This is a genomic window from Flammeovirga agarivorans, assembly GCF_012641475.1.
Taxonomy (GTDB): Bacteria; Bacteroidota; Bacteroidia; order Cytophagales; family Flammeovirgaceae; genus Flammeovirga; species Flammeovirga agarivorans.
This window is the reverse complement of the sequence record NZ_JABAIL010000005.1, coordinates 339,409-365,136: the sequence shown is the minus strand read 5'-3', so window position 1 is coordinate 365,136 and position 25,728 is coordinate 339,409. Positions and strand designations below refer to the sequence as shown.

General features: G+C 34.2%; 24 protein-coding genes. 16 read left to right on the top strand and 8 right to left on the bottom strand.

Annotation, left to right across the window (positions count from 1 at the left end; all coding sequences use genetic code 11):
* From HGP29_RS17625 to HGP29_RS17610, 4 genes are all read left to right on the top strand, one after another.
* Complete coding sequence (locus HGP29_RS17625; protein WP_211093323.1) at positions 1-2,271, top strand: tetratricopeptide repeat protein; 2,271 nt, start codon at positions 1-3, stop codon at positions 2,269-2,271.
* 6 nt (positions 2,272-2,277) lie between these two features.
* Complete coding sequence (locus tag HGP29_RS17620; protein ID WP_168883982.1) at positions 2,278-2,649, top strand: sensor histidine kinase; 372 nt, start codon at positions 2,278-2,280, stop codon at positions 2,647-2,649.
* An 8-nt stretch (positions 2,650-2,657) separates the two neighbouring features.
* Positions 2,658-3,317 carry a response regulator transcription factor gene (locus HGP29_RS17615; RefSeq protein WP_168883746.1) on the top strand — a complete coding sequence of 220 codons (660 nt, stop codon included), beginning with the start codon at positions 2,658-2,660 and terminating at the stop codon, positions 3,315-3,317.
* Positions 3,318-3,398: 81 nt separating this feature from the next.
* Positions 3,399-3,752, top strand: coding sequence for a hypothetical protein (locus HGP29_RS17610; RefSeq protein WP_168883745.1), 354 nt, complete (start codon positions 3,399-3,401; stop codon positions 3,750-3,752).
* A 38-nt stretch (positions 3,753-3,790) separates the two neighbouring features.
* Here HGP29_RS17610 and HGP29_RS17605 read toward each other — a convergent pair whose 3' ends face one another.
* From HGP29_RS17605 to HGP29_RS17590, 4 genes are all read right to left on the bottom strand, one after another.
* Positions 3,791-4,366 (bottom strand): HdeD family acid-resistance protein, encoded by a 576-nt coding sequence (locus HGP29_RS17605; RefSeq protein ID WP_168883744.1) that lies wholly within the window; start codon positions 4,364-4,366, stop codon positions 3,791-3,793.
* A 43-nt stretch (positions 4,367-4,409) separates the two neighbouring features.
* Positions 4,410-4,889, bottom strand: coding sequence for a hypothetical protein (locus HGP29_RS17600; protein ID WP_168883743.1), 480 nt, complete (start codon positions 4,887-4,889; stop codon positions 4,410-4,412).
* A gap of 306 nt (positions 4,890-5,195) precedes the next feature.
* Complete coding sequence (locus tag HGP29_RS17595; RefSeq protein WP_168883742.1) at positions 5,196-6,659, bottom strand: M48 family metalloprotease; 1,464 nt, start codon at positions 6,657-6,659, stop codon at positions 5,196-5,198.
* Between the two features lie 231 nt (positions 6,660-6,890).
* Complete coding sequence (locus HGP29_RS17590; RefSeq protein ID WP_168883741.1) at positions 6,891-8,369, bottom strand: arylsulfatase; 1,479 nt, start codon at positions 8,367-8,369, stop codon at positions 6,891-6,893.
* Between the two features lie 277 nt (positions 8,370-8,646).
* Between HGP29_RS17590 and HGP29_RS17585 the strand changes: the two genes are divergently transcribed.
* Both HGP29_RS17585 and HGP29_RS17580 read left to right on the top strand, forming a co-directional pair.
* Positions 8,647-9,381 carry a shikimate dehydrogenase family protein gene (locus HGP29_RS17585; protein ID WP_168883740.1) on the top strand — a complete coding sequence of 245 codons (735 nt, stop codon included), beginning with the start codon at positions 8,647-8,649 and terminating at the stop codon, positions 9,379-9,381.
* Between the two features lie 199 nt (positions 9,382-9,580).
* Positions 9,581-10,726 (top strand): PepSY-associated TM helix domain-containing protein, encoded by a 1,146-nt coding sequence (locus HGP29_RS17580; protein WP_168883739.1) that lies wholly within the window; start codon positions 9,581-9,583, stop codon positions 10,724-10,726.
* A 58-nt stretch (positions 10,727-10,784) separates the two neighbouring features.
* On the opposite strand, the gene HGP29_RS17575 is transcribed toward HGP29_RS17580, so the two are convergent.
* From HGP29_RS17575 to HGP29_RS17570, 3 genes are all read right to left on the bottom strand, one after another.
* The gene (locus tag HGP29_RS17575) at positions 10,785-11,111 is read right to left on the bottom strand and encodes a nucleotide pyrophosphohydrolase (protein ID WP_168883738.1); all 327 of its coding nucleotides are present in this window, start codon (positions 11,109-11,111) and stop codon (positions 10,785-10,787) included.
* A gap of 145 nt (positions 11,112-11,256) precedes the next feature.
* Positions 11,257-11,391 carry a hypothetical protein gene (locus HGP29_RS29005; RefSeq protein ID WP_262889538.1) on the bottom strand — a complete coding sequence of 45 codons (135 nt, stop codon included), beginning with the start codon at positions 11,389-11,391 and terminating at the stop codon, positions 11,257-11,259.
* Between the two features lie 598 nt (positions 11,392-11,989).
* Positions 11,990-13,438 (bottom strand): SDR family oxidoreductase, encoded by a 1,449-nt coding sequence (locus HGP29_RS17570; protein ID WP_168883737.1) that lies wholly within the window; start codon positions 13,436-13,438, stop codon positions 11,990-11,992.
* 191 nt (positions 13,439-13,629) lie between these two features.
* Between HGP29_RS17570 and HGP29_RS17565 the strand changes: the two genes are divergently transcribed.
* The 7 genes from HGP29_RS17565 to HGP29_RS17535 all read left to right on the top strand — a co-directional run bounded on the left by HGP29_RS17565 (position 13,630) and on the right by HGP29_RS17535 (position 21,162).
* Entirely contained in the window at positions 13,630-14,328 is a 699-nt protein-coding gene (locus tag HGP29_RS17565) for a hypothetical protein (RefSeq protein WP_168883736.1), read from the top strand.
* A 313-nt stretch (positions 14,329-14,641) separates the two neighbouring features.
* On the top strand, positions 14,642-15,616 hold the full coding sequence (locus tag HGP29_RS17560) for an AAA family ATPase (RefSeq protein ID WP_168883735.1): 975 nt from the start codon (positions 14,642-14,644) through the stop codon (positions 15,614-15,616).
* A gap of 11 nt (positions 15,617-15,627) precedes the next feature.
* Entirely contained in the window at positions 15,628-16,557 is a 930-nt protein-coding gene (locus HGP29_RS17555; protein ID WP_168883734.1) for a DUF58 domain-containing protein, read from the top strand.
* A gap of 1 nt (position 16,558) precedes the next feature.
* Positions 16,559-17,059 (top strand): DUF4381 domain-containing protein, encoded by a 501-nt coding sequence (locus tag HGP29_RS17550; RefSeq protein ID WP_168883733.1) that lies wholly within the window; start codon positions 16,559-16,561, stop codon positions 17,057-17,059.
* A complete protein-coding gene (locus tag HGP29_RS17545) occupies positions 17,052-18,041 on the top strand; it encodes a VWA domain-containing protein (protein WP_168883732.1) in 990 nt (329 codons plus the stop codon). The genes HGP29_RS17550 and HGP29_RS17545 overlap by 8 nt, the downstream gene beginning before the upstream one ends.
* Positions 18,038-19,789 (top strand): VWA domain-containing protein, encoded by a 1,752-nt coding sequence (locus HGP29_RS17540; RefSeq protein WP_168883731.1) that lies wholly within the window; start codon positions 18,038-18,040, stop codon positions 19,787-19,789. The genes HGP29_RS17545 and HGP29_RS17540 overlap by 4 nt, the downstream gene beginning before the upstream one ends.
* Positions 19,783-21,162 (top strand): BatD family protein, encoded by a 1,380-nt coding sequence (locus tag HGP29_RS17535; RefSeq protein WP_168883730.1) that lies wholly within the window; start codon positions 19,783-19,785, stop codon positions 21,160-21,162. Before HGP29_RS17540 ends, HGP29_RS17535 begins: the two co-directional genes overlap by 7 nt.
* 51 nt (positions 21,163-21,213) lie before the next feature.
* On the opposite strand, the gene HGP29_RS17530 is transcribed toward HGP29_RS17535, so the two are convergent.
* On the bottom strand, positions 21,214-21,975 hold the full coding sequence (locus tag HGP29_RS17530; protein WP_168883729.1) for a hypothetical protein: 762 nt from the start codon (positions 21,973-21,975) through the stop codon (positions 21,214-21,216).
* A gap of 282 nt (positions 21,976-22,257) precedes the next feature.
* Between HGP29_RS17530 and fusA the strand changes: the two genes are divergently transcribed.
* The 3 genes from fusA to rpsG all read left to right on the top strand — a co-directional run bounded on the left by fusA (position 22,258) and on the right by rpsG (position 25,723).
* Positions 22,258-24,396: an elongation factor G gene (fusA, locus tag HGP29_RS17525; protein ID WP_168883728.1), complete on the top strand. Its 2,139-nt coding sequence runs from the start codon at positions 22,258-22,260 to the stop codon at positions 24,394-24,396.
* A 370-nt stretch (positions 24,397-24,766) separates the two neighbouring features.
* Entirely contained in the window at positions 24,767-25,141 is a 375-nt protein-coding gene (rpsL, locus tag HGP29_RS17520) for a 30S ribosomal protein S12 (protein ID WP_168883727.1), read from the top strand.
* A gap of 99 nt (positions 25,142-25,240) precedes the next feature.
* Positions 25,241-25,723 (top strand): 30S ribosomal protein S7, encoded by a 483-nt coding sequence (rpsG, locus tag HGP29_RS17515; protein ID WP_044202332.1) that lies wholly within the window; start codon positions 25,241-25,243, stop codon positions 25,721-25,723.
* Positions 25,724-25,728: the final 5 nt, after the last annotated feature.

The window sequence follows — 25,728 nt, the reverse complement described above, 5'->3', positions numbered from 1 at the left end:
ATGAATTGGATAAACAAATATTCCTTGATAAGCATTCTACTGCTGTTTATGTCAAATGTATCAATTTGTCAGACAGAGACGGATTCTTTGTGGGATATTTGGACTGACCTAAAAGCAGAAGATACCACACGTTTGGAAGCTCTTATTCAATTCGGAGGTGAAATGGCAAAAACGAATTCAGATAGTGTATTAATACTTTCTGAAATGGGGTTTCAGTATGCTTTGGAAAGTAATCTGTTAAATTACCAAGCAAAAGCCTTAAACCTGAAGGCGAAAACATTATATAGAAAAGGAGAGTATGATGACTCCGAAGAAATTTATGGTCAAGCGATTACTCTAGGAAGAAAAGCGGAGGATAGTTTATTGGTCGCCTCCTCTTTTCAAGGTATTGGGACGGTGTATTATGCTAGAGGAGAATATGAAACTTCAATTGATTATTATCAAAAAAGTTATGCGAGATCTTCTATTTTAAATGATAATATTCTGATGGGTGATGTGATGAATAATATCGGAATCATTAATGTTATTCAGAAAGATTATGAAAGAGCAGAGAAGAATCTAAAGAAATGCGATTCGTTATATATGGCTGCAGGTGACCAAAGAAGTGCTCCATTAACGAACCTTGCAGTATTAAAATTCAGAAAGGGCGACCTTATCCAATCAATGGAATTGTATCTCCAAGCAGTAAGAATAAACGAAAAAAATGGAGACGATTACTCTAACGCTTTTGCCTATTCTAATATCGCCAATATTTATTTCGATCTGAATGATTTTGAAAGGTATGAAGAGTACATTAATAAAAGTCTTGAAATTAGAAGAAAGCTAGGAGATAAAGCCGGTATTTTAAATAACACATTGAACTTGGGGTTAGGCTATTCCAATGAGGATCAATATGAAAAAGCATTACCGATTTTAGAAGAAAGTCTAGCTTTAGCCAAAGAGATTGATGATAAAAACTCGGAAGCTCATATCTTGGTTCATTTAGCTTTTCTTCAGGTGAAGTTGAATGAAACTGAGAACACCTTGGCAACTATTAATGATGCTTTAAAAATAAATAAGAAACTAGGTAATCAATTAGGAATAACACTTTGTAATAAAGCTTACGGTAATTACTATAAGCTAAAAGGGAATAATTCAAAAGCACTGATTTATTACAAAAAGGGATTGAAGATTGCTAAAGAGACAGATCTTGAGCAAACAAAAGATATTTCTGAAAAGATCTATGAAATATATAAAATGCAAAATAATAGTGCTGAAGCTTTAAAGGCTTTTGAACTTTTTGTCACTTCAAAAGATAGCGTTCATAACCTCGAAACTCAAAAGGAAGTTTTGCATCAACAGTATAAGTATGAAAATGAAAAAAGAGCTTTATCAGATAGTCTAAATTATGCAAGTCAGCAACAAATACAACAGGAAAAACTCATTCAATCTAAAAATCAGAAGACCGCATTAATCATCATCTTATCTTTAGTGACAATGTTTACAATTTTTGCCATTAACAGAGTTCGATTAACAAGAAAGCAGAAGAAAATTATTGAAGGGCAAGTTATAGAACTGAATGAACTGAACGAAAATCTAGAGGAAAAAGTCATCGAGCGATCTCAAAAGATAGCCGATCGAGAGGAACAGCTAAGATATGCACTAGAAGCTTCTAATGATGGTATTTGGGATTGGAAGGTAAAATCTAATCGTATGATATTCAGTCCTGCGTTATACACTATGCTAGGTTATGTACCTTATGGGTTTAAGGAAACATGGGAAGAAATACAAAATCGTATTCACCTGGATGACCTTAAGAAAATAGAAGATGCCTCTTATTTGGATTTAATTCTTCAGAGCAACGAGGGTAGTTTGATTACAGAAGCCAGATTAAAAAATAAATTCGGAAAGTATATTTGGGTACAAATCAAAGGTAAAGTAGTGTCTAGAGACAATACTGGTACCCCTGATAGAGTAGTTGGTACCTTCACCGATATTACATCAATTAAACAAAAAGCAAAGGATATTCTAAATGCAGTGATGACCACAGAGGACATAGAAAGAAATAGAATATCTAAAGATATACATGATGGTTTACAACAAACGCTAACGGTTTCTTCATTGAATTTCCAAAAAGTAAGAAAAAGTATTGGTGAGTTACCGACTGAAGTAATAGAAACTTTTGGAATAGGTTATGATTACCTTCAAAAATCAATTACAGAAAGTAGGTCGGTTGCCCATAGTTTAATGCCAAAAGCAATCGTAGATTTTGGTATTATCTCTGCTTTTTAGAGTTTAATCACAGAAGTAGATAAAAGTACAGAGCATATTGATTTCAAATTTTACCATAACTTTAACGGGCATCAAATTCAGAATAAACAAGTAGAAGTCACTTTATACAGAATTCTACAAGAAGGTATTAATAACATATTTAAGTATTCAAAAGCCACAAAAGTTGATATCCAACTCAAGAGTTATGAAGATATTTATATGTTAACCATAGAAGATAATGGTATTGGTTTTGATGCTAAAAAGGTAGTTAAAGAAAACTCAGGTTTAGGTTTTAAAGGAATAAAAAACAGACTTGATGCTATTAATGGTTTTCTTGAAATTGAAAGTCAGGAAGGTCGAGGAACTACTTTACTAATTGAGATAAAAAAAGATTTTTAAATACAGACATGAGTACAATAAAACTTTTTCTTGTTGATGATCATAAAATGATCCGAGAAGGATTAAAAAACTTCTTATTAGATGATACTACTTTTGAAATTGTAGGAGAAGCTGACCATGGAAAAGAGTGTCTAGAAATATTAGAAAAAGATAACGATGTTGATATCCTCCTTACAGATGTGAATATGCCTGAAATGGATGGATTAGAATTGGTACAACATGTAAAAAAGTTATACCCTCATATTAAACTTATGGCCCTGACAATGCTTGGAGAAAGTCAGCATATTAAAAAAATGCTAGCTGAAGGGACAATGGGATACCTACTTAAGAACTGCTCGGAAGAAGAACTAATTAATGGTATTAAAATCGTACACTCTGGTGGTACTTATTACTCTCCAGAAGTAACCAATGCGATAATTAATAATATCAGAAAAGTAAAACCTCAAAAAACTCAAGTAGCTCTAGAAGTTCCTTTATCTGATAGGGAGAAAGATGTTTTACACCTTATCCTAAAAGAGAAAACCAATAAAGAAATTGCTGATGAGCTATTTATCAGTATTCGTACAGTAGATGCACATAAAAGAAACCTGCTTGATAAAACAGGGAGCAAAAATTTAGCAGGATTAATTTTATATGCTATTGATAAGCAACTCTTTGATGACATTTAAAACTACGTAGAATAAGAATAGGTAATTCTCTAATAGAGCTAGAAAATTTATGTACTAGGTTTGTGAGTAAACCTATCACCTATGCATATTTTAATTGGCAACGATAATACCATAAACAACCGGCTCAGTGAAGAGCTTTTAGCGTTGTTTCCTATTTCCTGTCTTTCCTTTGAAGTGATTGAAAGCTTAAAAGAAGACTATCAAGAAGGGTATATTTTTTTCAACTTACTTGATATTAACGTAACCGTAGAGCAAGCTTATTTATTAGTGAAGTCAAAGTACCCAAGAAAAAAAATTATAGGCATTCACTGCTTTCAAGTAGAACAAATGATCAATTCCATTTTAGTTTTAGGGTTTGATGCCTACATTTCACTCTTTAACTTTTCAGAAGATGTAGAAAAAACGCTACAACGTATTACTCAAAAAGAGATATAAAAAAGGGAAGGTATTTAATGAATACCTTCCCTTTTTGGCTATACTAACTCTAAATCTACTTTATTCTGAATCACCTCTTTTGCCTTTTTCAATCGAAAGGACAATGATATCTGAAAGACTCCAGTAACGATGAATATCACACCCATTAGTGTAACAATAGTGAGTCCTGCTAATATTGGGTTCCATATCAATACCAATGATAAAATGAGCCCAATCACTCCAAGAATCGTTAAAGGGTCTGAGGCAATAATTCCAAAACTTTTTAATAATTCTGAGTAAGACAATACACCAATAGACCTTACCAAGAAGGTAAACCCGACATACATGGGCAATGTGGCTACTGATATCGACGGATTCTGAATTAAAAATACGCCTAATAAAGTATTAATAATACCCCAGAACAAGGACCATCCCCAACCTCTCAATACGTTCCTATTGATAATAGAAAATATGATATCGGACATTCCAGTTAAAATAAAAGTAATGCTAAAAAATACAGATAATACTAAGTAACTTTCTAATGGATAAAAGAAAGTGATAATTCCAGTACCAACTAATAATATTCCTGATAAAAGAAATAAATACCAATGTTTTAATGATTTTGAGACTTTCATGATTGTAGAGATTTATAAATTTTAAATGATTGAAATTCAATGATTAATTAAATACTGATGAGGTTAAACTTGTGATCTTAGAAACAAAGGTTTCTCCAACGCTAGACGATTTTGTCAGATAGCTTTTAGTATCTCCATTCATTTCTTCCAGGTGAATAGAAATCATTAATAACATTTCTTCGACCATATTTTGTAGTTGAAATACATCCAATAAAGAACGTTGTAATTTGATTTCTTTTTGGCTTTCAGATAATGCTTCATCATTCATAATATTGGTCATAATCTGATAACGGATGTCGTTGAAAATTTTATCAATTTGCTTTGTGAGAAGGTCAAAGCTTTCCTCTTCGAAATTTTGTTTCTTTTTCAATACCACATTACTTCTTTTTTCAAAGCTTGTGATACGATCGACTAGGTTAATTTCATTTTCTAATAAGAAATCATCCACTAAACCTGAGATTTCTTTTTTGATGTTGAATAGATCGTAGTTTTTCGTGTTAGACGATTGTTTTATATTATTCATATTGCAATGATTGATAAATAGAGAGATGTTTTTTTCTTACAATACAAAGGTGCAACAACTACCACTTTTCTATATTGTAGAGATACCTAAATGAGTCAATTAGGTAATTTACCTAAGGCAACCTCCCAAAAAAGAGGATACAATATATCCTCCCTTTATTTTGTAGTACAAAGTATCTATACCCAAATAAATTATTACTACTATCATTACCCAACTCTATACCCTCACTGAAGGCAACAGTCTTCTACATGACCGATACTTGTACTAACAAGTCTACCATTCTACTCACATTTGTATAATCTATCTTTATTCTGCTATTCTAACGGTATAATCTATCGACGTTTCAGTAGTATATGGATACTTCTGAATCACTTTAATATTTTCACCTTCTACTAAGGTTTGCTCTCGTTTTTTGTCATTCAGAAACCCAATCAATAGCAATTGAAAACTATTATTTGTTCGTTGACAAAGCTGTTCTAGGGTTTCACCTTTCTTGGCTTTCACAATAGCAATCTTCTGCGTTTGTATAGACAATTTTTCTTCACTTGTTAAATCACCTAACGAAGTGATAACATCCATAAAAACCTCTTTTGCTGGTGAAGAAGAAAAGTTACTGATTTTATAGATTCTATTATTTACACTTACCCATCCTAGGTGAACATAGCTTTCATTAGATTTATCAGAAGACTTAAAAGACAGACTATAACCGTCCTTTTCATGATGAGGAAAGTACCCTTTATCCACAATACATGTCTTCTCTTTATCAGTCAACTTATCTGAAAAAGCCAAGACTGACTCCATTACATCATTTTGATCTTTTTCTAATGTGATTACAATTCCTTCTTTTTGATTTTGGCTATAAGCACCTACAAACTCTTTCTCATTCACTAGCAACCATTGATCTGGTAACTCGACTTTTATTGATAAGGTTGGGTGCATAAATATATTCCCATTAAAGACTCCATAAGTGGCACTTCTACCAAATAATAACCCATCAATCTGAGTATGATAATTCTTCTTGTTATGGTAGTCTTTATTCTGAATCATAAAAGAAGCCTGTAAAGAAATTTTGCTTTCCCTATCCGGTGTATAAGGGTGATCATTGAAATAACTTTTACTTTCAGACTCGCCAGTTATTAATGCTACAACCTCTGTCATTCTATGTAATATATCTTTTAAGGATTCTGGATTATACCCTGCCTTTAAGGAGAGTTCCATACCCTCTAAATCTGCTTCAGTTTCCTTTTTTCTACCATATGAAGCCATATAAAGTGCATTTGTTGATCTGATGGGAGCATTAAAAAATGTTCCTAAGTCTTTATTTATCACACCTAATAAATCGCCAGGTAATTCTAACAGCTTTGGTAAAATTCCTTTTTTCATTTGAGCTATAGAATGTCTATTATGAGCATGTATTATTTCATGTGATAAGATCCCTGCCAGTTCATCCTCTGTCTGAATAATCGATAATAAACCTGTCGTAATAAAAACATATCCTCCAGGTAAAGCGAAAGCATTTGGCTCCACTTCAGGTACAATTCGAAACTCATAATCAAACTGCTTATTTTCTAATTGATCAACAAGGTGTTGCCCTACACTGTTGATATAATCTGTTAATGCTTTATCCTGATATACGCCTATTTCTTGAATGACTTTATTGGCATATTCTCGACCAATGCTTTTATCCAATTCAATACTTTGGGCAATTCCCATATTCTGAATAAAAAGATGAAAAACTAAAGTATAAAGTAGAGATAGTATGGCTTTCATAATGAGATAATTTGATTGATTTTTAATTAATGAGAGATTAATTTATCATAGTTCAAAGTAATCCTATTGAGGTTTGATATCAGTGAGAAGAAAACCTAACAGGAAGAATTAGGTAAAATACTTAGCTATATAAACATAGACTAACTAATCTTTGGGGAGAGTCATTTTCTTCTTCAAGTAAAAAGGAACTCCGTAATTGAAGTTCCTTTCAGATTTTGAAAATCTACATACTTACTCTACCCATGAAGCTGCCGCTTGTCTTGGAGGAAACTCTTTAAAAGTTCCCATGTATTCTTTTACTCTCTCTACGGTTGGAGCCATCAAGAACATATGCTCTATAAAGAAATCTGTATATCCTGATTCGTCAATAGCTCTTTCGAATGGATCTCTTCTCAAGTTGATGATGATCGGAGCTCTTAATTTAGTGAAAGGCTTGATCCACACATCCAATCCTTCATGTTCTTGGATAGAGAACATAAATTTCCAATCTCCAATCCTAACTGCTGAAAGATCTCCACCATCAGTGAAGTAGAAGAAATCTTCTCTAGGACCTTTTGCTTCTTTACCTAAGAAATAAGGCATGAAGTTGTAACCGTCTAGGTGAACTTTGTACGTCATATCACCTGCTTTATGACCAGTTAATAATTTATCTTTAATTTGATCATCACCTGCTGCGGCAATCAATGTAGGCATCCAATCTTCTAAGGAAATAATTTCATTAGATACTTGAGGCTTAATAGTTCCTGGCCAGCTGACCATCATCGGTGCTCTGAAACCACCTTCCCAAGTAGTATTTTTCTCTCCGCGGAAAGGAATCATACCACCGTCAGGCCATGACAAAACTTCTGCTCCATTATCCGTCGTGTACACTACGATAGTGTTTTCAGTAATTCCTAATTCATCTAATTTATCTAGTAGCTGACCTATGTGGCCATCATGCTCTACCATACCATCAGCATAGATACCTTGCCCTGTTTTACCGTCTGCCTCTTCTGTAAGGTGGGTAACCACATGCATTCTTGTAGAGTTGAACCATACAAAGAAAGGTTCTTTTTCTTCATGTGCTTTATCGATAAAATCTAAAGAAGCAGCTAAGAATTCTCTATCTACTGTTTCCATTCTTTTCTTTGTCAATGGACCTGTATCAGAAATACGACCATCAGCATAAGAGTGGATAACACCTCTAGGACCAAATCTTTCTTTAAAAGCAGGATCTTTTGGATAATCTGGATGTTCTGGCTCCTCTTCTGCATTTAAGTGGTAAAGGTTACCGAAGAATTCATCAAAACCATGATTTGTTGGAAGGAATTCATCTTTATCACCCAAGTGGTTTTTACCAAATTGTCCTGTAGTATATCCCATATCTTTTAGGATTTCTGCGATAGTTGGATCTTCTTTTTGTAATCCTAAATCATCACCTGGTAAACCTACTTTGGAAAGACCTGTTCTTTTCGCACTTTGTCCCGTTAAAAACACAGAACGACCGGCTGTACAACTGTTTTGTGCATAGCTATCAGTAAATCTGATTCCTGAATTGGCTATTCTATCAATATTGGGAGTTTTATACCCCATCATTCCATCATTATAAGCACTGATATTAAACATCCCGATATCATCACCAAAAATGACAAGTATGTTCGGTTGTTTTTGTGCCATTAATTGAGAGGTAAATAACAATACAGTAGTGATAAATAAGTTAAATCGTTTCATAAGGTTTTCTTAATTTATTTGAGAGAACTTTTTTGTTGATATGATCATCGATCACATTACAAAGGTGGCAGATTAGACCTCCTTATAGATGAGTAGAAAACCTAATCGAAAACATTAGGTAAAATACCTAAGCCTAATTCTTATTCATTCATCACTCTTATTTCAATAGAATTGGAGGGTTATAAAACACTATTTCAAAATTTTTATCTATGATCTCTCAAAAACAAGACATTTTATAGTGCAATCTTTAAATTTGTAGCTCACAAACAGTTGAAAGATGAAAACATACGGATTAATAGGCTATCCTTTAGGACATTCCTTCTCAAAAAAATATTTCACTGAAAAATATGAGAAAGAGAATATTGAAGGATGTCAATACGAACTATTCGAATTAGATCATATTGAAAAACTAGCTCAACTTTTAGACGAAAAAGACTTAAATGGACTTAATGTAACTATTCCTTACAAAGAACAAGTACTACCATTTTTAGATCGCCTAGATCCCGCTTCTGCTGGTAAAATTGGTGCAGCCAACGTTATTAAGTTTGAAAAAGATGGGACACTTACTGGTTATAACTCTGATTACTATGGGTTCAGAAGTTCATTAGAGAAGTTCTTACCTCATACTAATTTTAAGGCACTTGTATTAGGTACTGGTGGTGCTTCTAAAGCTGTAAAAGTGGCATTAGAAGATATGGGGATCCCTTTTATTTCGGTATCAAGAAAAGCATCAAAAGACAGTATTTCTTATGATGATGTTACTGAAGATATATATAAAGAACATTCTTTAGTAGTTAATACTACTCCACTAGGCATGCATCCTAAAGAAGGTATTGCTCCTCAATTACCTTATCATGCAACAACAGAAAACCATTACTTCTATGATTTAGTGTATAACCCAGCTGAGACAGAATTCATGAAACAAGGAATTACTAATGGTGGGCATGCTAAAAATGGACTTGAAATGTTGATTGGTCAAGCAGAAGCTTCTTGGGAAATCTGGAACAAATAGATTCAAAATATTTGATTTTTATATCAGGCAATAAGGAGAACGAACCTCTTTATTGCCTTTCTTTTTATCATTGATTAACGATCTACTAAAATAACATCTCACATTATGTTAACGATTCATAACCTTGAGAAAAGTCAATCATCTTATTTAGAATTAATCTATATAATTGCACTTCATGACAGCATATCGATCAAAATCAATGAAATTAATTAAAGAACTACTTCATCAAATCCATTTATGGTTAGGCTTAATCAGTGGTATAGTTATCCTAATTGTTTGCCTAACAGGTGGTATTCTTGCCCTTGAAAAAGACATCAATGGTATTTTCAACTCTGAGGTATTAACTGTTACCCCTCAAGGTGATGCCCACACAGTTGAAGATATAAAAAAGAGTTTTGAGACTAGTCATCCAAAGCATAATATCTCCTCTATTAGTATACCTAATGATTTAGAAAAAGCATATAAAATCTCATATGTTCCAGAAGGTCACAAAGGAGGAAGAAGAGGTAGATTATCTGAATATGTTAACCCATATACTTTAGAAAGTTTAGGAAGTGAAAACTCTTCTTTGAAAGGATTCTTTATGTTCAATTTCAAGCTACACAGATGGTTATTAGCAGGAGATATTGGTAAAATGATTGTTGGAGTCTCCACTATTATCTTTCTAGTACTTTGTTTCACTGGTTTAATCTTATGGTGGCCAAGTAAAATGAAGCAACTTAAGCAAGGGTTAACAGTAAAATGGGGAGCCTCTAAAAAGAGAGTCAACTATGATATGCACAATACGTGGGGATTCTATGTACTTATCCCTTCCATCATAATGTGCATCACTGGTCTGTGTTGGAGTTTTTCATGGTATAACGATGGTGTTTACTTACTTTTTGATGGAAAGCTACCTTCTAAAGAGGACAATCAGCCTCACAAAATAGATTCAGAGAATCAATACTTGTCTTTCCAAGATAAGATGGATTTCGTAGATACTATTTATCCGGAAGAAGGTGGATATTCTATCAGTTTCCCAAATAAAAAACAAGCCGTATATACAGTATCAAAAGCAGCAGGGGAAACTTTTTTCTCTTATGGGCAAAGTCGAAAAGTAACGTTCAACACTGATCACCAACCAAACTCTCATATTGCATTTGAAGATTATACTCTTGGTCGACAAATGAGGATACATGCAAAGTCTTTACACATTGGCTACTACTTTGGTACATTCGGTAGATGGATCTATTGTATTTGCAGTTTAATTGCTACCACTCTTCCAGTAACTGGATTCTTAGTTTGGTGGTTCAAAAGAAATAAAAAAGGGAAAGGGAAGAAAAAGAATAAAATGCAATTAGCATAAGTAAACCCTTACCTTATAAAAAAGACCATTTAACTCCGATGAATTAAATGGTCTTTTTTTATTTAAGCTTATCGTTATTTTTATGTCTATCAGCATCTCTAATTGATTTTTTCTCAAGATTCTTTTTCAATGCTTCAGTTAAATCAATGCCTGTCTGATTGGCTAAACATACTAATACAAATAGAACATCTGCCATTTCATCTCCGAGATCTACCTCTTCATCTGATTTTTTGAAAGACTGTTCGCCATATTTTCTAGACATAATGCGGGCTACTTCTCCCACTTCTTCCATTAAGATGGCTGTATTCGTTAATTCATTAAAGTATCTAACGCCTGTAGTATTGATCCATTCGTCGACTACTTTCTGTACTTCTTCTAGTGTCATTTGCTTGTCAAGTGATATTTCTTAAAAATTCTACTTTCAAACATAATGAGAAAATCTTTTATATCTGGTTTTAGTTAGAAAGTTTAGGGCATAAAAAAAGGCCTTATGGCCATCGCGTCTTTTTTCTTACTTGTAAAAGTAATGCTTAAGCAGATTGCTTTACATTACCTTTTATCTCTTTTACTTCAGTTTTCTTTGTTTCATTGTTTCTATTTACAGGGATTAAAACTGGGAAACCTGTTGCTGTGTACGTAAGTACTGTGTTCTTTAAATTTTTCATAATTGTTATTTTGTTGATTTTATAATTATTGGATAACCTGTCACGGTATGTGTTATGATTATATTTTCTTGTGATTTCATTTTATTGATTCTTTAATTGATAAATTATTTTACTGTTTTTACGATTACTGGGTAACCTGTTGCAGTGTAAGTAACGATTGTGTTTGTTCTGTTTTTCATGATTTTAAAAGTTTAATGATTAACTAATTATTTTACTGTTTTGATGATTACTGGATAACCTGTAACTGTGTGTGTAATGATTGTATTTTGTTGCGTTTTCATAGTTCTTATTGTTTTTAATTTTACTTTGTTTTCATTTTTATTACACGACAAAGGTGGAATAAAGTTTCGATATATTATAGGACCAAAGTACAATTAAAGTCCAAATGAACAGAATATTATAAATGACATAAAATACACTTTATTATATTTTATTCTAAATTGAATCAATAAATCAATAGATAGAAATACAAGTGTATAGTCATCACTCTTAAAAAAGATGTAAGTGTCTAGACATACACTTATCGAAAAAATATTATGTTAATAAATTGTTAAATATGAAAACAGATAATTATTTATAGTTTTTAGTTTAAAATCAACTATTTAGAATAGGCTAGGATATTCTTTGCCATCCCTGGGAATACGAACATATGCAATGGAAATACGAGGTACCAATACAATCTTCCCCACACTCCTAAGGGACGGAATGTTGCCTTTTGTTCTAACCATTGTTGTCCATCTTTATTCTTTACTCTAAACTCTAACCATGCTTCTCCAGGTAATTTCATTTCAGCAAAGAGTAGTAACCTTCTATGTTTTTTATCTGCAAGAATCACTCGCCAAAAATCTAAGGCCTCTCCAGTTTTTAAATCAAATTGACTTCTTCTACCTCTTCTTAAACCAACTCCCCCAACGAGTTTATCCATAAACCCTCTTATCTTCCACAGCCAAGTTCCGTAATACCAGCCTCTCTCACCACCTATTGCCCAAACATTATCCAGTACCTCATCAACAGGTCTTTCGATTGGAAACTTTCGAAAATCAACAAAGCAACCATACTTGGGTACTTGAATTAGATCTAAAAAGTCTTCCCTCACCGGACCACTAATGGATTCTTTCCAGCTAGATACCACTTCGTTTTGAGCAATTTTCTGAAAAGCACTATCTAAAGCCTCTTCATAGGTAAGTAGTTTAACAGGTACTATACTTTGTATTTCTTTATCATTACAGATGACTTCATTCCCCATACTCTCTACTAAACTTCTGGCTAAAGAATACGTCGTTGATGTTACAAAATATAACCAATACGAGGACAAATTAGGTGTAAAAACAGGTACAACAAGTATTCGTCTTTGTAATCCTCTCACCTTGGCAAACTGAAGTAACATCTCCTTATAATTGAGAACATCTTTACCTCCGATATCAAAGACTTTATTGTAGGCTTCTTCTTTGAGCATCACACCCATTAGATAATCCATCACATTTCTTATGGCTATAGGCTGACATTTAGTTAATAGCCATTTTGGAGCTACCATTACGGGTAACTTCTCTACCAAATCACGAATAATTTCAAAAGAAGCTCCACCCGAACCAATAATAATTGCTGCTCGTAGGACAGTTAACGCACAACCTGATTCTCCTAAGATACTTTCCACCTCTACCCTAGACTGTAAATGTCTAGATAGTTTTGTACAGTTGGCAATTCCACCTAAATATATAATCTGCTGACAATGGGTCTGTTGAATAAAGTCTCTAAAATTTGAGGCTGCTCTTTTTTCCATATCCTCAAATGCAGAAAACGAGTTTCCCATTGAATGGACTAAGTAATAAGCAACATCAAAATCTTTGGGAATATGACTTAAGGATTTCGCGTCTAATAAGTCACCTTTTACAACAGTAACGGAATCTAGGAAAGAATAATCAAAGTCTTCAAAATCAAATCTTCTTGGGTCTCTACAAACACAAATTACTTCATGTCCTGATTCTACTAATAATGGAAGTAGTCTTCTACCAATGTAACCTGTTGAGCCAGTAAGTAATATTTTCATAGGTGAAATAGCGTCTTGGTGTCAGTGTATGAACAACAAAATGATGAAAATTGTTATTCACTCCAATTAATTTTCCTCCCTAATCTAATAAGTTCTTGATATAACAAAATGTTATGGTTGATAACAATATATTGTTTAATATTAAACATATTGAAATTACTTTTGTACTATCATCAATCAAAAAATAAAGTATGTATAAGAGAATTTTATTTACCCTTGTTTTATCTGTTATCAGTTATAGCTTTTCGCTTGGTCAAGATTCAACCGCTGTTTTACCTCTTGAAGAGGAAGTGGACGCAAGTAATCCACTGTCTAAAGGACTAAATGCCTACCAAATTGGGCGATTCAAACCTAATAAAGTAGAACTTCAGAATATTGTTAATTATACTACAAGTAAATGGTTTATTCGAGCAGCCGTAGATTATACAAAACCTTATGATGGGCAAGTATATTATGGTTCATCAAGCTTTATGGTATCGAGAGTATTTGACTTTGCTAAAAATAACGAAGATTGGAAAGTACAGACAGGTTTTGGTGTAGTAGTATCCAATTCGAGAGTAAACGGAAATGCTATTGGTGTTAACTTCGTAGGTGTACAAATGAATCAAAAGTGGAAATTTGTTGAGCTCTTTACTTATCAATCAAATGGTACAATTGAGGCTCAGTATGGTGCTTATTATAAATTCACTCCTAATGGTAATTGGGAAATTAGAACTCACCCAAGAATGCTGTTCAATACTCAAACTGGTGTACATGAAATTCCTGTTGGTATTGGTTTAGGACACACTGTAAGATCGAAAGCTTTTACGAGTTACATCTATTGCGAACCTGAATATGACTTATACAATAATGAATATATCATCTATTCGGGTATAAAATTTATTTTCTAGAAAGTAGTCGTAAAGAATACCAATTTATTAGATGCTCAGTAATTGTTTTTGGTATTAAATCACTAACTTTTAGTGAGCAAGCATTTTTATTAGGTAAAATACCTAAGGTTTTAAAATGAGCGTTTTTCTCATTAAATCCATCCCATCAACTAATAAATTTGAGTATTCTCTTTTCAACCAATGGAATAATAATTCTTAATGAAACAACTGTGTTTGAATTTAAACCGTTATTTTGTTTAACAACAAACATTTATTATTACAATTTACTATTTCATTAGAATAGATTATTACCGTACATCAAAAAAATATTATCGTGACAGCATTAGAATCAATAAAAAAACTACAAGAGCAGATATCAAAATCCATTATCGGTCAAGAAAAAGTAGTAAACCGAATTATCTCCTGCCTTATTTCTGATGGTAACTTATTGCTAGAAGGTCTACCGGGTTTAGCCAAAACTAGAGCAATTAACAGTCTTGCTCAAAATATGGACTTAGGATTAAGTAGAATTCAGTTTACTCCAGATTTATTGCCTTCTGATATCACAGGTACTGAAATATACCAAAGTTCTGGAGATGAAAACTTTGTTTTCCAACAAGGACCAATCTTCAATAATTTAATATTAGCGGATGAGATTAACCGTGCACCAGCAAAAGTGCAATCGGCATTATTGGAAGCCATGCAAGAAAGACAAGTAACAGTGGCGGGTAATACTTATGAATTACCAAAACCATTTTTTGTGATGGCAACTCAAAACCCTATTGAACAAGAAGGAACTTATCCTCTTCCAGAAGCTCAAATGGACCGTTTCCTTATGCATGTTATTGTTAATTACCCTTCAGAAGAAGCAGAGTTAGAAGTATTACGTCTGGTACGTGGTGAGGAAAAATTAGCAGGAATTAAAAAAGAAAAGAAAGAAATAGAGAAGCTTCCTAAGGAAATTGTTTTTGATGCTAGAGCAGAAGTACAAGAAGTACATGTTTCAGAAGCTATTGAAAAATATATTGTCGCATTAGTTTACGCGACAAGAACACCTGAAAGATACAGTGAAGACTTAGCGAAATGGATCGATGTAGGATGTTCACCAAGAGCCACGATTGCTTTGGATAAAGTGGCAAGAGTACAGGCGTGGTTAAGTGGACGTGATTTTGTTAAACCAGAAGACATTCAAGAGGTAATCAAAGATGTATTCCGTCATAGAATTGTAAGTAGTTTTGAAGCCAATGCCTTAGGAATTACAAAAGAACAGATTATTGATGAATTGATCAGCAAAGTAGCTGTCGCTTAATTCTTACTGCTATGAGCAAATCAATTCAAGAAAATACTTCGGGATATGTTTCTCTAAATGAATTGCATGGTATGCAGTTTGAAGCATCCGGTTTTAGCTTCTTACCTAAATATAAGGTTCAGTCTCTTCTTGCAGGGCGACATAAGTCTGCGATGAGAGGAAGAGGTTTAGACTTTAAGGAGGTACGCCAATATGTTCCCGGCGATGATATTAGAAATATTGATTGGAAGGTTACTGCCCGTACACAAAAAACACATACGAAAGTCTTTTCAGAAGAACGAGAAAGACCTGTACTACTAGTAGTAGACCAATCCTCTTCGATGTTTTTTGGTACGCAGGAATATTTAAAATCTACTGTTTGTGCTCATTTGGCCGCTCTTGGTGCTTGGAGAACTGTAGATGTTGGTGACAGAGTTGGTGCTTTTGTATTTAGTGATACTCAATATCAGCAAATCCGACCACAAAGAAGTACCACAGCGATTCTTCAAATGTTGAAAACTGTTGAGCAATACAACTTGCAACTTAATGCTCATCAACCTCCAAAGTCAAAAACACAGATTTTAGAAAGTGTTATGCAAAAAGTCAGAACCACTGTAAATCATGATTACCTTATTGTGATTATGTCTGACTTAAGAGGCATTTCTGATCAAACACTGCATCATATATTTAATTTAAAGAGACATAATGATGTTATCATCTTTCATATTGAAGATGAATGGGAACGTCAGCTTCCTTTAAGATCTGTATCATTATCAAATAGCGAATATCAAGTTTCAATAGAATCAAGCATGAAAAAAGCACGAAGTAAACAACAAACTGCTTTTGAAAATGAGAAAGAAATGCTTGTCAATCAATTTTCAGAATACGGGATTCCTTTACTTACTTTTAATACTAAAGAAAGACCAAGTATTCAGGTAAGAGACTTATTAAAAGATCATTAATATGATACTTCAAGATACTACAAATTGGCCTACAGATTCACTACGTTTGGCCAATGAGGTACTGGATTTCATTCCTCCAGAAAAAGTAGACATGACTCCGTCTGCACCTGGATGGTATATCGTTGGAGGTATCTTTCTACTTATAATGCTAGTTGGAGTTGTAAAAATGTATTTCAACTATCTTGGAAATGCATACAAAAGAACAGCAATCCAACAGATTAATACGATAAATCCACAATCACAATCTCTAAATGAAGGAGTATACCAAATCAATACAATTCTAAAAAGGGTAGCATTAACGACTTATGAAAGAGAAAATGTGGCTCAATTAAGTGGACAAGATTGGATCAACTTCCTTAATGATCATTCCAACATAAAATTTAATCAAAATGACCAAGACCTTTTATTGAACGCTGCTTATATGAAAGATGATTCAATAAGAGAAGGTCAGTTAACCTCACTTGCTAATACAGCAATTAAATGGATAAAAAATCATGTATGAGTTAGCATATCCCTGGATGTTTGCTTTGCTTCCTCTGCCAATTCTTATATGGTGGTTAATGCCTGCTTATCGACAAAAGAAAGACGCATTGTACTATCCAAAATTTGAGGAACTGACGGAAGCAACAGGCTTAAAAGCACAAAAAAGTGCGACTGTATTAAAGAGGAAGTGGTTTCAGTATACTATTAACTTTCTTGCGTGGGCTTGTATTGTAACTGCATTAACGAATCCGCAATACATCGGTAAACCTGCGAAGAAGGTTAAAAATGCTCGAAATATGTTGATAGCAGCTGATATTTCTATGAGTATGAATACGACAGATTGGTTTGATGCCAATAACAATAGGATTACTAGATGGAAAGCGGTACAGAATGTTCTTAATGAATTTATAGATAAACGAGAAGGCGATCGTATTGGTCTAATGATGTTTGGTAGTGATGTATTTGCATTGCCTTTCACTCCTGATTTAGATATCATCAAACACACAGTTGATGAAACAGGTATTGGAATGGCCGGACACAAAACAGCCATCGGTAATGCTATCGCTTTATCCACACAAGTTTTCGAAGCAGATTCTATAGACCAAAGAGTAATGATTTTACTTACAGACGGTCAAGATAGCGGAAGTGAAATTGTGCCTATCACAGCATCTAATATGGCAGCAGAAGATAGTATTAAGATATATACTATAGGCATTGGTACAAAAGACAATGCTGCATATGAATTAGATGATAAAACACTTCGTATGATTGCTAAAAATACAGGAGGAGAATACTTCAATGCGGGTAATATTGATGAATTGAATACTATCTACGATAAACTCAACGAGATGGAACCCATTCAATTTGAAGATGAGAGCTACCGTCCGACACGATTGCTTTTTTATTACCCTCTAGCACTCGGATTTATTCTTACTGTAGGAATGCAGTTTATCTCCATCATGGTACAATTTATCCTTTCATTAAAACGTAAAGAGTCATGAATGAAGTAGATAAATTTTTCGAAGGGTTTTCTTCTAACTTTCATTTTATCCGACCAGAATATTTATGGGCATTAATTCCTGTTGGAGTATTGTTCATTATTTCTCTAATATCAATCAGAGAATCTGAAAATTGGAAAAAGTTAGTCAACCCTAAGTTATTAGAAATATTGATTATTAAAGGAAATAAGCGAGGAGCTTGGTTTCCTAAAATGTATATGGTATTTAGTTTAGGGCTATTTGTGATAGCAGCTGCAGGTCCAACTTGGCAAAGAGTTGATAAACCGGGTAACCAAACTGAAGCCAAAGTTGTGATAGTCCTTGATATGTCTCGTTCTATGCTAGCCACAGATATTGGGCCTAGCCGATTAGAAAGAGCTAAAATGAAAATCAAGGATTATTTAAAACTAAATGAAGGTGTTCAAACTGCTTTAGTTGTTTATGCTGGCTCTGCACATGAAGCACTTCCGCCAACAAAAGACTATAAGACATTTAGATCTACTTTAGATGCTTTATCACCTGCATCTATGCCACTAAAGGGTAGTAATTTATCGGAAGCATTAAAACTAAGTGATAAGATCTTAGACAAAACAGATGCTCCCAGCTTTGTTTGGGTTATTACAGATGATATTAACGGAGAAGATATTCAGGCATTTGGTCAAAGAGCAGATAGTCAAGATCAATATAACTTATTGGTACTGGGTACTCCTGAAGGTAGCCATATCCCACTATACAGAAATCGTATTCTTAAGGATAAAAATGGTAAAGCAGTAACGGTTGGATTAAACACTACCCAGCTCCAAAAAGCTTTAGCTATTCCTAATGTACAATTAATACCATTCACTTTAGACCGTACTGATATCGAGCTTTATGTAAAAGACATTCAGGAGAAATTAGTATTTACAAAGGACAGTGAAAAAGCAGAAGAAGATTGGATAGATGCAGGGTATTACTTATGTTTTGTCATTGCAGTATTGACCATGTTCTGGTTCAGAAAAGGCCTATTGGTACAATGGAATTGGGTACTACTTCTCCCCTTTTTCTTTATCAGTTGTGATTCTGTAGATAGTCTGCCTAAAGATGATATCAAAGCGAAGGACTTTTTCTGGACAAGAGATCAACAGGCACAAAAAGCATTAGATAAGAATGAGAAAGAAAAAGCTGTTGAACTCTTTGATGACCAAACCCAAAAAGGATATGTATATACCGAAATGGGTGATTATGAAAAAGCAGCAGATGCCTTTGCTCAAGACATTACTGCCGAAAACATGTATAACTTAGGTGTTTCTCAGGCAAAACTAGGGAATTGGGAAGCTGCTCAAAAAGCATTCAATATGGCATTAGATATTGACCCTACGTTAGAACCTGCTCAAAAGAATAAGGCCATTGCTGATGAGCAAATGCGTATGATTAATATACATATGTCTGAAGAAAGCAATCTTGGTAAAAATAAACCGATGAAAGGAAAAAAATATGAACCTGAAGCGGGAGAACAAGAACAAGAGTCTGCTCAACATTCTGATAGAAAAGCAGAAGGTGAATCTGAAACCATTCAAGAAATGGGCGAAAAAGAGGTAAATCCAAGTATGGAAGAGTTACTTCAAATGCAATTTTCAGAAACCAAAAGCCAATCGAAAGCAAGTATGATCCGACAGGTGAAACTTGATCCAAGCATGTACTTAAAGAAAAAGTTTAAGTATCAGTATTTAACAGATAAAGACAAACCTAAACCTACAGATCAAAAATGGTAAAGCGTATAATTTTATCGACTTTCTGTCTGTTTTGGGTAATGACAGCATTTGCTCAAAAGAGAGCTAATATTTTCACTACCACCACAATCAACAAAAAGGAAGTAATGGTAGGTGAACCATTCAAAGTGAAGCTATCTATTTACACCACTACTTGGTTTACACAAGGGCTTAATTTTGAAGATTTTCAGTTACCAAATGCTCTTATGATTAAAGATGGAAGAGCTATCCCTAACTCTTTAACCATCGGTAAGTATTTGTATTCTGGTGTTGAACAAACTTACTGGGTATTCCCTTTTAGTGCTGGAGAAAACACTTTTCCTTCTCTTACTTTAGAAGTGCAAACACCTGATCCAGGTGATTACAAAGGGAAGAAAAGGATAGTTCATACTAAAGAAAAGACGATTAAGGTTGTTCCTCCTCCTCTAGGTGAAGATCCAAAGTCATGGTTGGTGGCTAGTAGTGTCAGAATTAAAGATACTTGGAATAAAAACCTTTCAGAGGTAAAAGTTGGAGATGTTCTAAAACGTACCATTACTATTACAGCGGGAAATACTTTGGGGCCAATGATTCCTGTAAGGGAATTTGATTCATTAGATTGGGCAGGTATCTATCCTGAGCACCCTATAAATAGTAATTACAACAATAATGAAGGATATATTTCTGGTACTCAAAAACAAGTTGTCACTTATTTAGTACAAGAAGCAGGAACGTTTGAGGTTCCTGGAGTTACTGTGAGGTACTATAATCCTAGAACAAAAAAGTCAAAGGATGTTTCATCTAAAGACTTACAGATTGTTGTAGAGGAAAATCCAAACCTATCCATGTTGGCTTCATTACAAGATAGTTTGAATAAACTTAATCAAGTACCTGAAGAAGGAACGAAAACATCACAAAAAACATGGAAAGATTATGTACCAGAACAATGGAAGGCAATTCTTATTGGGTTAATTGTACTATGGTTATTTTATAAAATCAGACCGATTACAAGAATCCGTAAACGAATTGAGGATATTAGATCTACCTCTACTTATAAAGAGAAGCATGCCTACGGTCAATTAAGATCGGCGATTAAAAGTGGTCACATTGAAAAAAGTATTCAACATTTTTATCAATGGATCAACACTTTACCAAATCAAAGCGTCAGTAATTATAAAGAGACACTTCACCAAGCAGTGCTTAATGACCATCTTAGTGACCTTATTGCTGAAATATCAGAAATAAAGTATAGTCAGGGTGGTACAGTTATTCCAAAAAAACTACAAAAGGCACTTCTTCATCAACTCAATTGGGATAGAAAAATAATCCTTCAGGAGAAGAAAAAAGAAAACCTTTATCAAAGGAAAACAAAAATATTAAAGGATTTGAATCCATAAAAAAAGGGCTGTATCATTACAATACAGCCCTTTTTTATGGTATTTCGTTTCTTAACTCTGAGGGAAAGTATGCTTTTTCTCATACTCAGAGTAGTAGAATTTTGTATTTCTAAATAAACTAAAGTTTAAGGATACATAGAACACATTTCCTGTAATCTGATTATAGTTTAAGTCAGTACCTTTCATTTTAGACTGATTATCTCCCCAAGAAGAGTTGAAGTAATCATTTAGGTAATACTTAAATTTCAAGTTCGTTCCATAAGGAAACTGAAGTCCTACCATTAAACTATGTTGGTAATTGACTCTATCAGTAAACCAAACAGAAAATTTATCTGTCTTACGTTCCGATACAAAAGTTTTCTCTTTGTATTGTACTGGGATTTCAAATTCATAACCTGCATAAAGGAAAAAACCATGGAGGTTCCCTACTTTAAAACCAACTGGAATACCTAAGTTATAAGACCTTACTTTTTTTCTTACAGGCCCATCAACATTATCCTCAACATGATCTGTAGGCACATCGAAAATCATACCTACGTTTCTAATACCAATTCCAGAAAAAAGACCAAATCGGTTACCAAAATCTGCATTAAAAATAGTCTGCCAGTTAATCACAGGAGCAAAACGCATCACTCCAGAATTAATTTCCTGTCCAGCCATTTTTAGACCTGTATTTCCAGAGAAAATTATTTCTAATCCCCCGGTAACATATAAATCAGATTTCTTATTTTTTTTAGCATCTTGAGCATTCGCATTTAAGCCAAACAGAAAGACAAGAGTAATAAGAGGTAGTATTTTTCTTAATTTGAACATTGTGATAATTGGTAAATTCATATATACAAAAATGCAAATTTTAATTAATTTTTCACTACCCACATATCTCTAATATTAAATAATCTTACTAACAACCCACAGAACAAATTACCAATTCAATAAAGCATTGATTCTCAAAAAGAACTTAGAAAAAAATATCTCTATCTAAAATGAACCTTATTTCATTGATAATAATGAAATTAAGTAGTAAATTTTGTCACCGAAATCAATCAATTGATAGAAATACAAAATCTTATCACCCAACTTAAACTATAAATAATCGTGGCAAAGAAAATTAGTCTTTCGCACCAAAGAAATATTGGTATCATGGCTCACATTGATGCTGGTAAAACCACTACTACTGAACGTATTTTATATTACACTGGTAAATCTCATAAAATTGGAGAAGTTCACGATGGAGCTGCTACCATGGACTGGATGGAACAAGAGCAAGAAAGAGGTATTACAATTACCTCGGCAGCGACCACTACTACTTGGAACTATCCTACTGAACAAGGAAAAGTAACTCCTGCTTCCGAAGAATACAAAGTCAACATCATCGATACACCTGGTCACGTAGACTTCACGGTAGAAGTAGCTCGTTCGCTCAGAGTTCTTGATGGTGCTGTCGCACTTTTTGATGCCGTTTCAGGTGTTGAACCTCAGTCAGAAACTGTATGGCGTCAAGCGGATGATTACAAAGTTCCTCGTATCTGTTTTATCAATAAAATGGATAGAGCCGGTGCCGACTTCTTAAAAGCCGTAAAAACAATTGAAGAAAAGTTAGGCGCCACTCCAGTACCTTTACAACTACCTATTGGAGCTGAAGAAAACTTTAAAGGAGTTGTCGATCTAATCACAAATGAAGCTATTGTATGGAACGAAGCTGACCAAGGCTTTACTTACGAAGTGATCGATACTCCGGCAGACATGGTCGATGAAGTAGCCGAATGGAGGGAAAATCTTATTGAAGCCGTATCAACCCATAACGAAGAATTAATGGAGAAATTCTTCGATGACCCTGATTCCATTACAGCTGATGAAATTCGAGCAGCAGTAAGAAAAGCTGTTATGAATATGGAATTTTCTCCTGTGATGTGCGGGTCAGCTTTTAAAAATAAAGGTGTTCAAGCATTACTAGATGCTGTTTGCTCCTACTTGCCATCACCTTTAGACCTGCCAGACACAATTGGTACTAATCCTGAAACAGGTGAACAAGAAACACGTAAAGCAGATGCTAGTGATAAATTCGCTGCATTAGCTTTTAAAATCGCAACAGATCCTTTCGTTGGCCGCCTTTGTTTCTTAAGAGCTTATTCCGGAACGCTAACTGCAGGGTCTTATGTACTCAATATGCGAACAGGAAAAAAAGAAAGAATCTCTCGTCTGATGCAGATGCACTCCAATAAGCAAAATCCTATTCCACAAGTGGAAGCTGGTGATATTTGTGCAGGTGTGGGTTTTAAAGACATTAAAACTGGCGATACTCTAGTAGAATTAGGAGCCCCAATTGTCTTAGAAGAAATGGTCTTCCCTGAACCTGTAATTGGTATTGCGATCGAACCTAAAACCAAGGGTGATGTAGATAAATTAGGAATTGCCATTTCTAAATTGGTAGAGGAAGACCCTACTTTAACTGTAGAAACCAACCACGAAACAGGTCAGACAATTTTAAAAGGTATGGGTGAGCTACACCTTGAAATTATTGTTGATCGATTAAAAAGAGAATTTAATGTAGAAATCAACGAAGGTGCTCCTCAGGTAGCTTACAGGGAAGCGATTAAATCTTCTACTGAACATAGAGAAACCTATAAAAAACAAACTGGTGGTAAAGGTAAATTTGCCGATATTCAATTTGAACTCGGTCCAGCTGAACCCGATGAAGATGGTGTAATTAAACCAGGTCTTCAGTTCGTTGATGAGATCAAAGGTGGTGTTATTCCTAAAGAATTCATTCCTGCCATTCAGAAAGGTTTTGAGGCAGCTATGGATAATGGAGCACTCGCCGGATACCCAATTGATGCCATGAGAGTACGACTATTCTATGGTTCTTATCATGACGTCGATTCAGATGCACTCTCTTTTGAATTAGCTGCTAAATTAGGCTTTAAGGATGCTGCAAAATCTTGTACTCCAATCATTTTAGAACCGATTATGGATGTCTCGGTTATCACACCAGATGAATATACAGGTGCAGTAATTGGAGACATTAATAAACGACGAGGCTTACCAAAAGGTCAAGAAATTGCGAATGGTGCTGTTGTTATCAAAGCTGATGTACCTTTATCAGAATTATTTGGATATGTTACTGATTTGCGAACGATTACATCAGGTAGAGCATCTGCTACGTTAACCTTCTCAGAATATAAAGAAGTGCCGGCAAATATTGCTCAAGATGTAATTGCAGAGTCAAAAAAATAACCATTCTGCTGCATTTTTATCGTTAAAATTGTATTGAAATACTTCAATGCTATTGACTAAACAAAGAGGAATAAGAAGTTTTTATGAACTTTTTGTTCCTCTTTTTTAATTATTTCCTCTCTTTCAGCGAATAGTTACAGTTATGTATTTCAGTCAATTGTGATAAAAAGAAGGTCTTAAACTGTAAAAATCAGTGAGTTATATTTTATTAACAACCAAATTAAAAGATGATAACAAACTCATAACAAATAGTTTATATAAAAGAATGGAAAAAACGGAAATAATTGATACCTTTGCCCACTGTAAAATTTTTGCATTCGAGAATTAATAGTATCGAACGTTAGACGCATTTAAATTAAAATTTAAGTAAATGCCTACTATTCAACAACTTGTTAGAAAAGGGAGAAAAAAGATTGTAGTAAAATCTAAATCTCCAGCATTAGATTCATGCCCTCAACGTAGAGGTGTATGTACAAGAGTTTACACTACTACGCCTAAGAAGCCTAACTCGGCAATGCGTAAAGTAGCTAGGGTTCGTTTGACTAACGGTAAGGAAGTCAACGCTTACATCCCAGGTGAAGGACATAACTTGCAAGAGCACTCAATCGTTTTGATTCGTGGTGGTCGTATTAAGGATCTTCCTGGTGTGAGATATCACATCGTTCGTGGAGCACTTGATACTGCAGGTGTTGAAGGACGTGGTCAACGTCGTTCGAAGTATGGTACTAAGAAGCCTAAGGCTTAATTAGTCTGAACTTACAAAATTAATTTAAAGTCCAAGTCCTGAAGTCAAGACATTCATTGTCAGTAAGGACATCTCTAAAATTGTTTATTCTTTTAAGAAATGAGAAAGGCAAAACCTAAAAAGCGCTACGTATTACCAGATCCTAAATTTGGTGATACTATGGTAACAAAATTCGTTAACAACTTAATGGTTGACGGAAAGAAAAGTATTGCATACAGCATCTTCTACAACGCGTTAGAGATTGTTGAGCAAAAACTTTCAAAAGAAGGCGAAACTGTTGACGCATTAGACGTATGGAAGAAAGGTCTTTCTAACGTAATGCCTGCAGTGGAAGTTAAAGCTCGCCGTGTAGGTGGTGCTACTTTCCAAGTGCCAGTTGAAGTACGTCCAGATCGTAAAACGTCTTTAGGCATGAAGTGGATGATCACTATGTCTAGAAAGCGTAACGAACGTACTATGAAAGAACGTTTAGCTGCCGAAATCATTGCTGCTTCTCGTGGAGAGGGTGCTGCAGTGAAGAAGAAAGACGATACACATCGTATGGCAGAAGCAAATAAAGCATTTTCACACTTTAGATTCTAATAATC

Excerpts from the sequence above, each read along its gene's own strand:
- HGP29_RS17625 (WP_211093323.1), top strand. The coding sequence starts at position 1 with ATGAATTGGATAAACAAATATTCCTTGATAAGCATTCTACTGCTGTTT.
- HGP29_RS17615 (WP_168883746.1), top strand. The coding sequence starts at position 2,658 with ATGAGTACAATAAAACTTTTTCTTGTTGATGATCATAAAATGATCCGA.
- HGP29_RS17610 (WP_168883745.1), top strand. The coding sequence starts at position 3,399 with ATGCATATTTTAATTGGCAACGATAATACCATAAACAACCGGCTCAGT.
- HGP29_RS17605 (WP_168883744.1), bottom strand. The coding sequence starts at position 4,366 with ATGAAAGTCTCAAAATCATTAAAACATTGGTATTTATTTCTTTTATCA.
- HGP29_RS17600 (WP_168883743.1), bottom strand. The coding sequence starts at position 4,889 with ATGAATAATATAAAACAATCGTCTAACACGAAAAACTACGATCTATTC.
- HGP29_RS17595 (WP_168883742.1), bottom strand. The coding sequence starts at position 6,659 with ATGAAAGCCATACTATCTCTACTTTATACTTTAGTTTTTCATCTTTTT.
- HGP29_RS17590 (WP_168883741.1), bottom strand. The coding sequence starts at position 8,369 with ATGAAACGATTTAACTTATTTATCACTACTGTATTGTTATTTACCTCT.
- HGP29_RS17585 (WP_168883740.1), top strand. The coding sequence starts at position 8,647 with ATGAAAACATACGGATTAATAGGCTATCCTTTAGGACATTCCTTCTCA.
- HGP29_RS17580 (WP_168883739.1), top strand. The coding sequence starts at position 9,581 with ATGAAATTAATTAAAGAACTACTTCATCAAATCCATTTATGGTTAGGC.
- HGP29_RS17575 (WP_168883738.1), bottom strand. The coding sequence starts at position 11,111 with ATGACACTAGAAGAAGTACAGAAAGTAGTCGACGAATGGATCAATACT.
- HGP29_RS29005 (WP_262889538.1), bottom strand. The coding sequence starts at position 11,391 with ATGAAAAATTTAAAGAACACAGTACTTACGTACACAGCAACAGGTTTC.
- HGP29_RS17570 (WP_168883737.1), bottom strand. The coding sequence starts at position 13,438 with ATGAAAATATTACTTACTGGCTCAACAGGTTACATTGGTAGAAGACTA.
- HGP29_RS17565 (WP_168883736.1), top strand. The coding sequence starts at position 13,630 with ATGTATAAGAGAATTTTATTTACCCTTGTTTTATCTGTTATCAGTTAT.
- HGP29_RS17555 (WP_168883734.1), top strand. The coding sequence starts at position 15,628 with ATGAGCAAATCAATTCAAGAAAATACTTCGGGATATGTTTCTCTAAAT.
- HGP29_RS17550 (WP_168883733.1), top strand. The coding sequence starts at position 16,559 with ATGATACTTCAAGATACTACAAATTGGCCTACAGATTCACTACGTTTG.
- HGP29_RS17545 (WP_168883732.1), top strand. The coding sequence starts at position 17,052 with ATGTATGAGTTAGCATATCCCTGGATGTTTGCTTTGCTTCCTCTGCCA.
- HGP29_RS17540 (WP_168883731.1), top strand. The coding sequence starts at position 18,038 with ATGAATGAAGTAGATAAATTTTTCGAAGGGTTTTCTTCTAACTTTCAT.
- HGP29_RS17535 (WP_168883730.1), top strand. The coding sequence starts at position 19,783 with ATGGTAAAGCGTATAATTTTATCGACTTTCTGTCTGTTTTGGGTAATG.
- HGP29_RS17530 (WP_168883729.1), bottom strand. The coding sequence starts at position 21,975 with ATGTTCAAATTAAGAAAAATACTACCTCTTATTACTCTTGTCTTTCTG.
- rpsL (WP_168883727.1), top strand. The coding sequence starts at position 24,767 with ATGCCTACTATTCAACAACTTGTTAGAAAAGGGAGAAAAAAGATTGTA.
- rpsG (WP_044202332.1), top strand. The coding sequence starts at position 25,241 with ATGAGAAAGGCAAAACCTAAAAAGCGCTACGTATTACCAGATCCTAAA.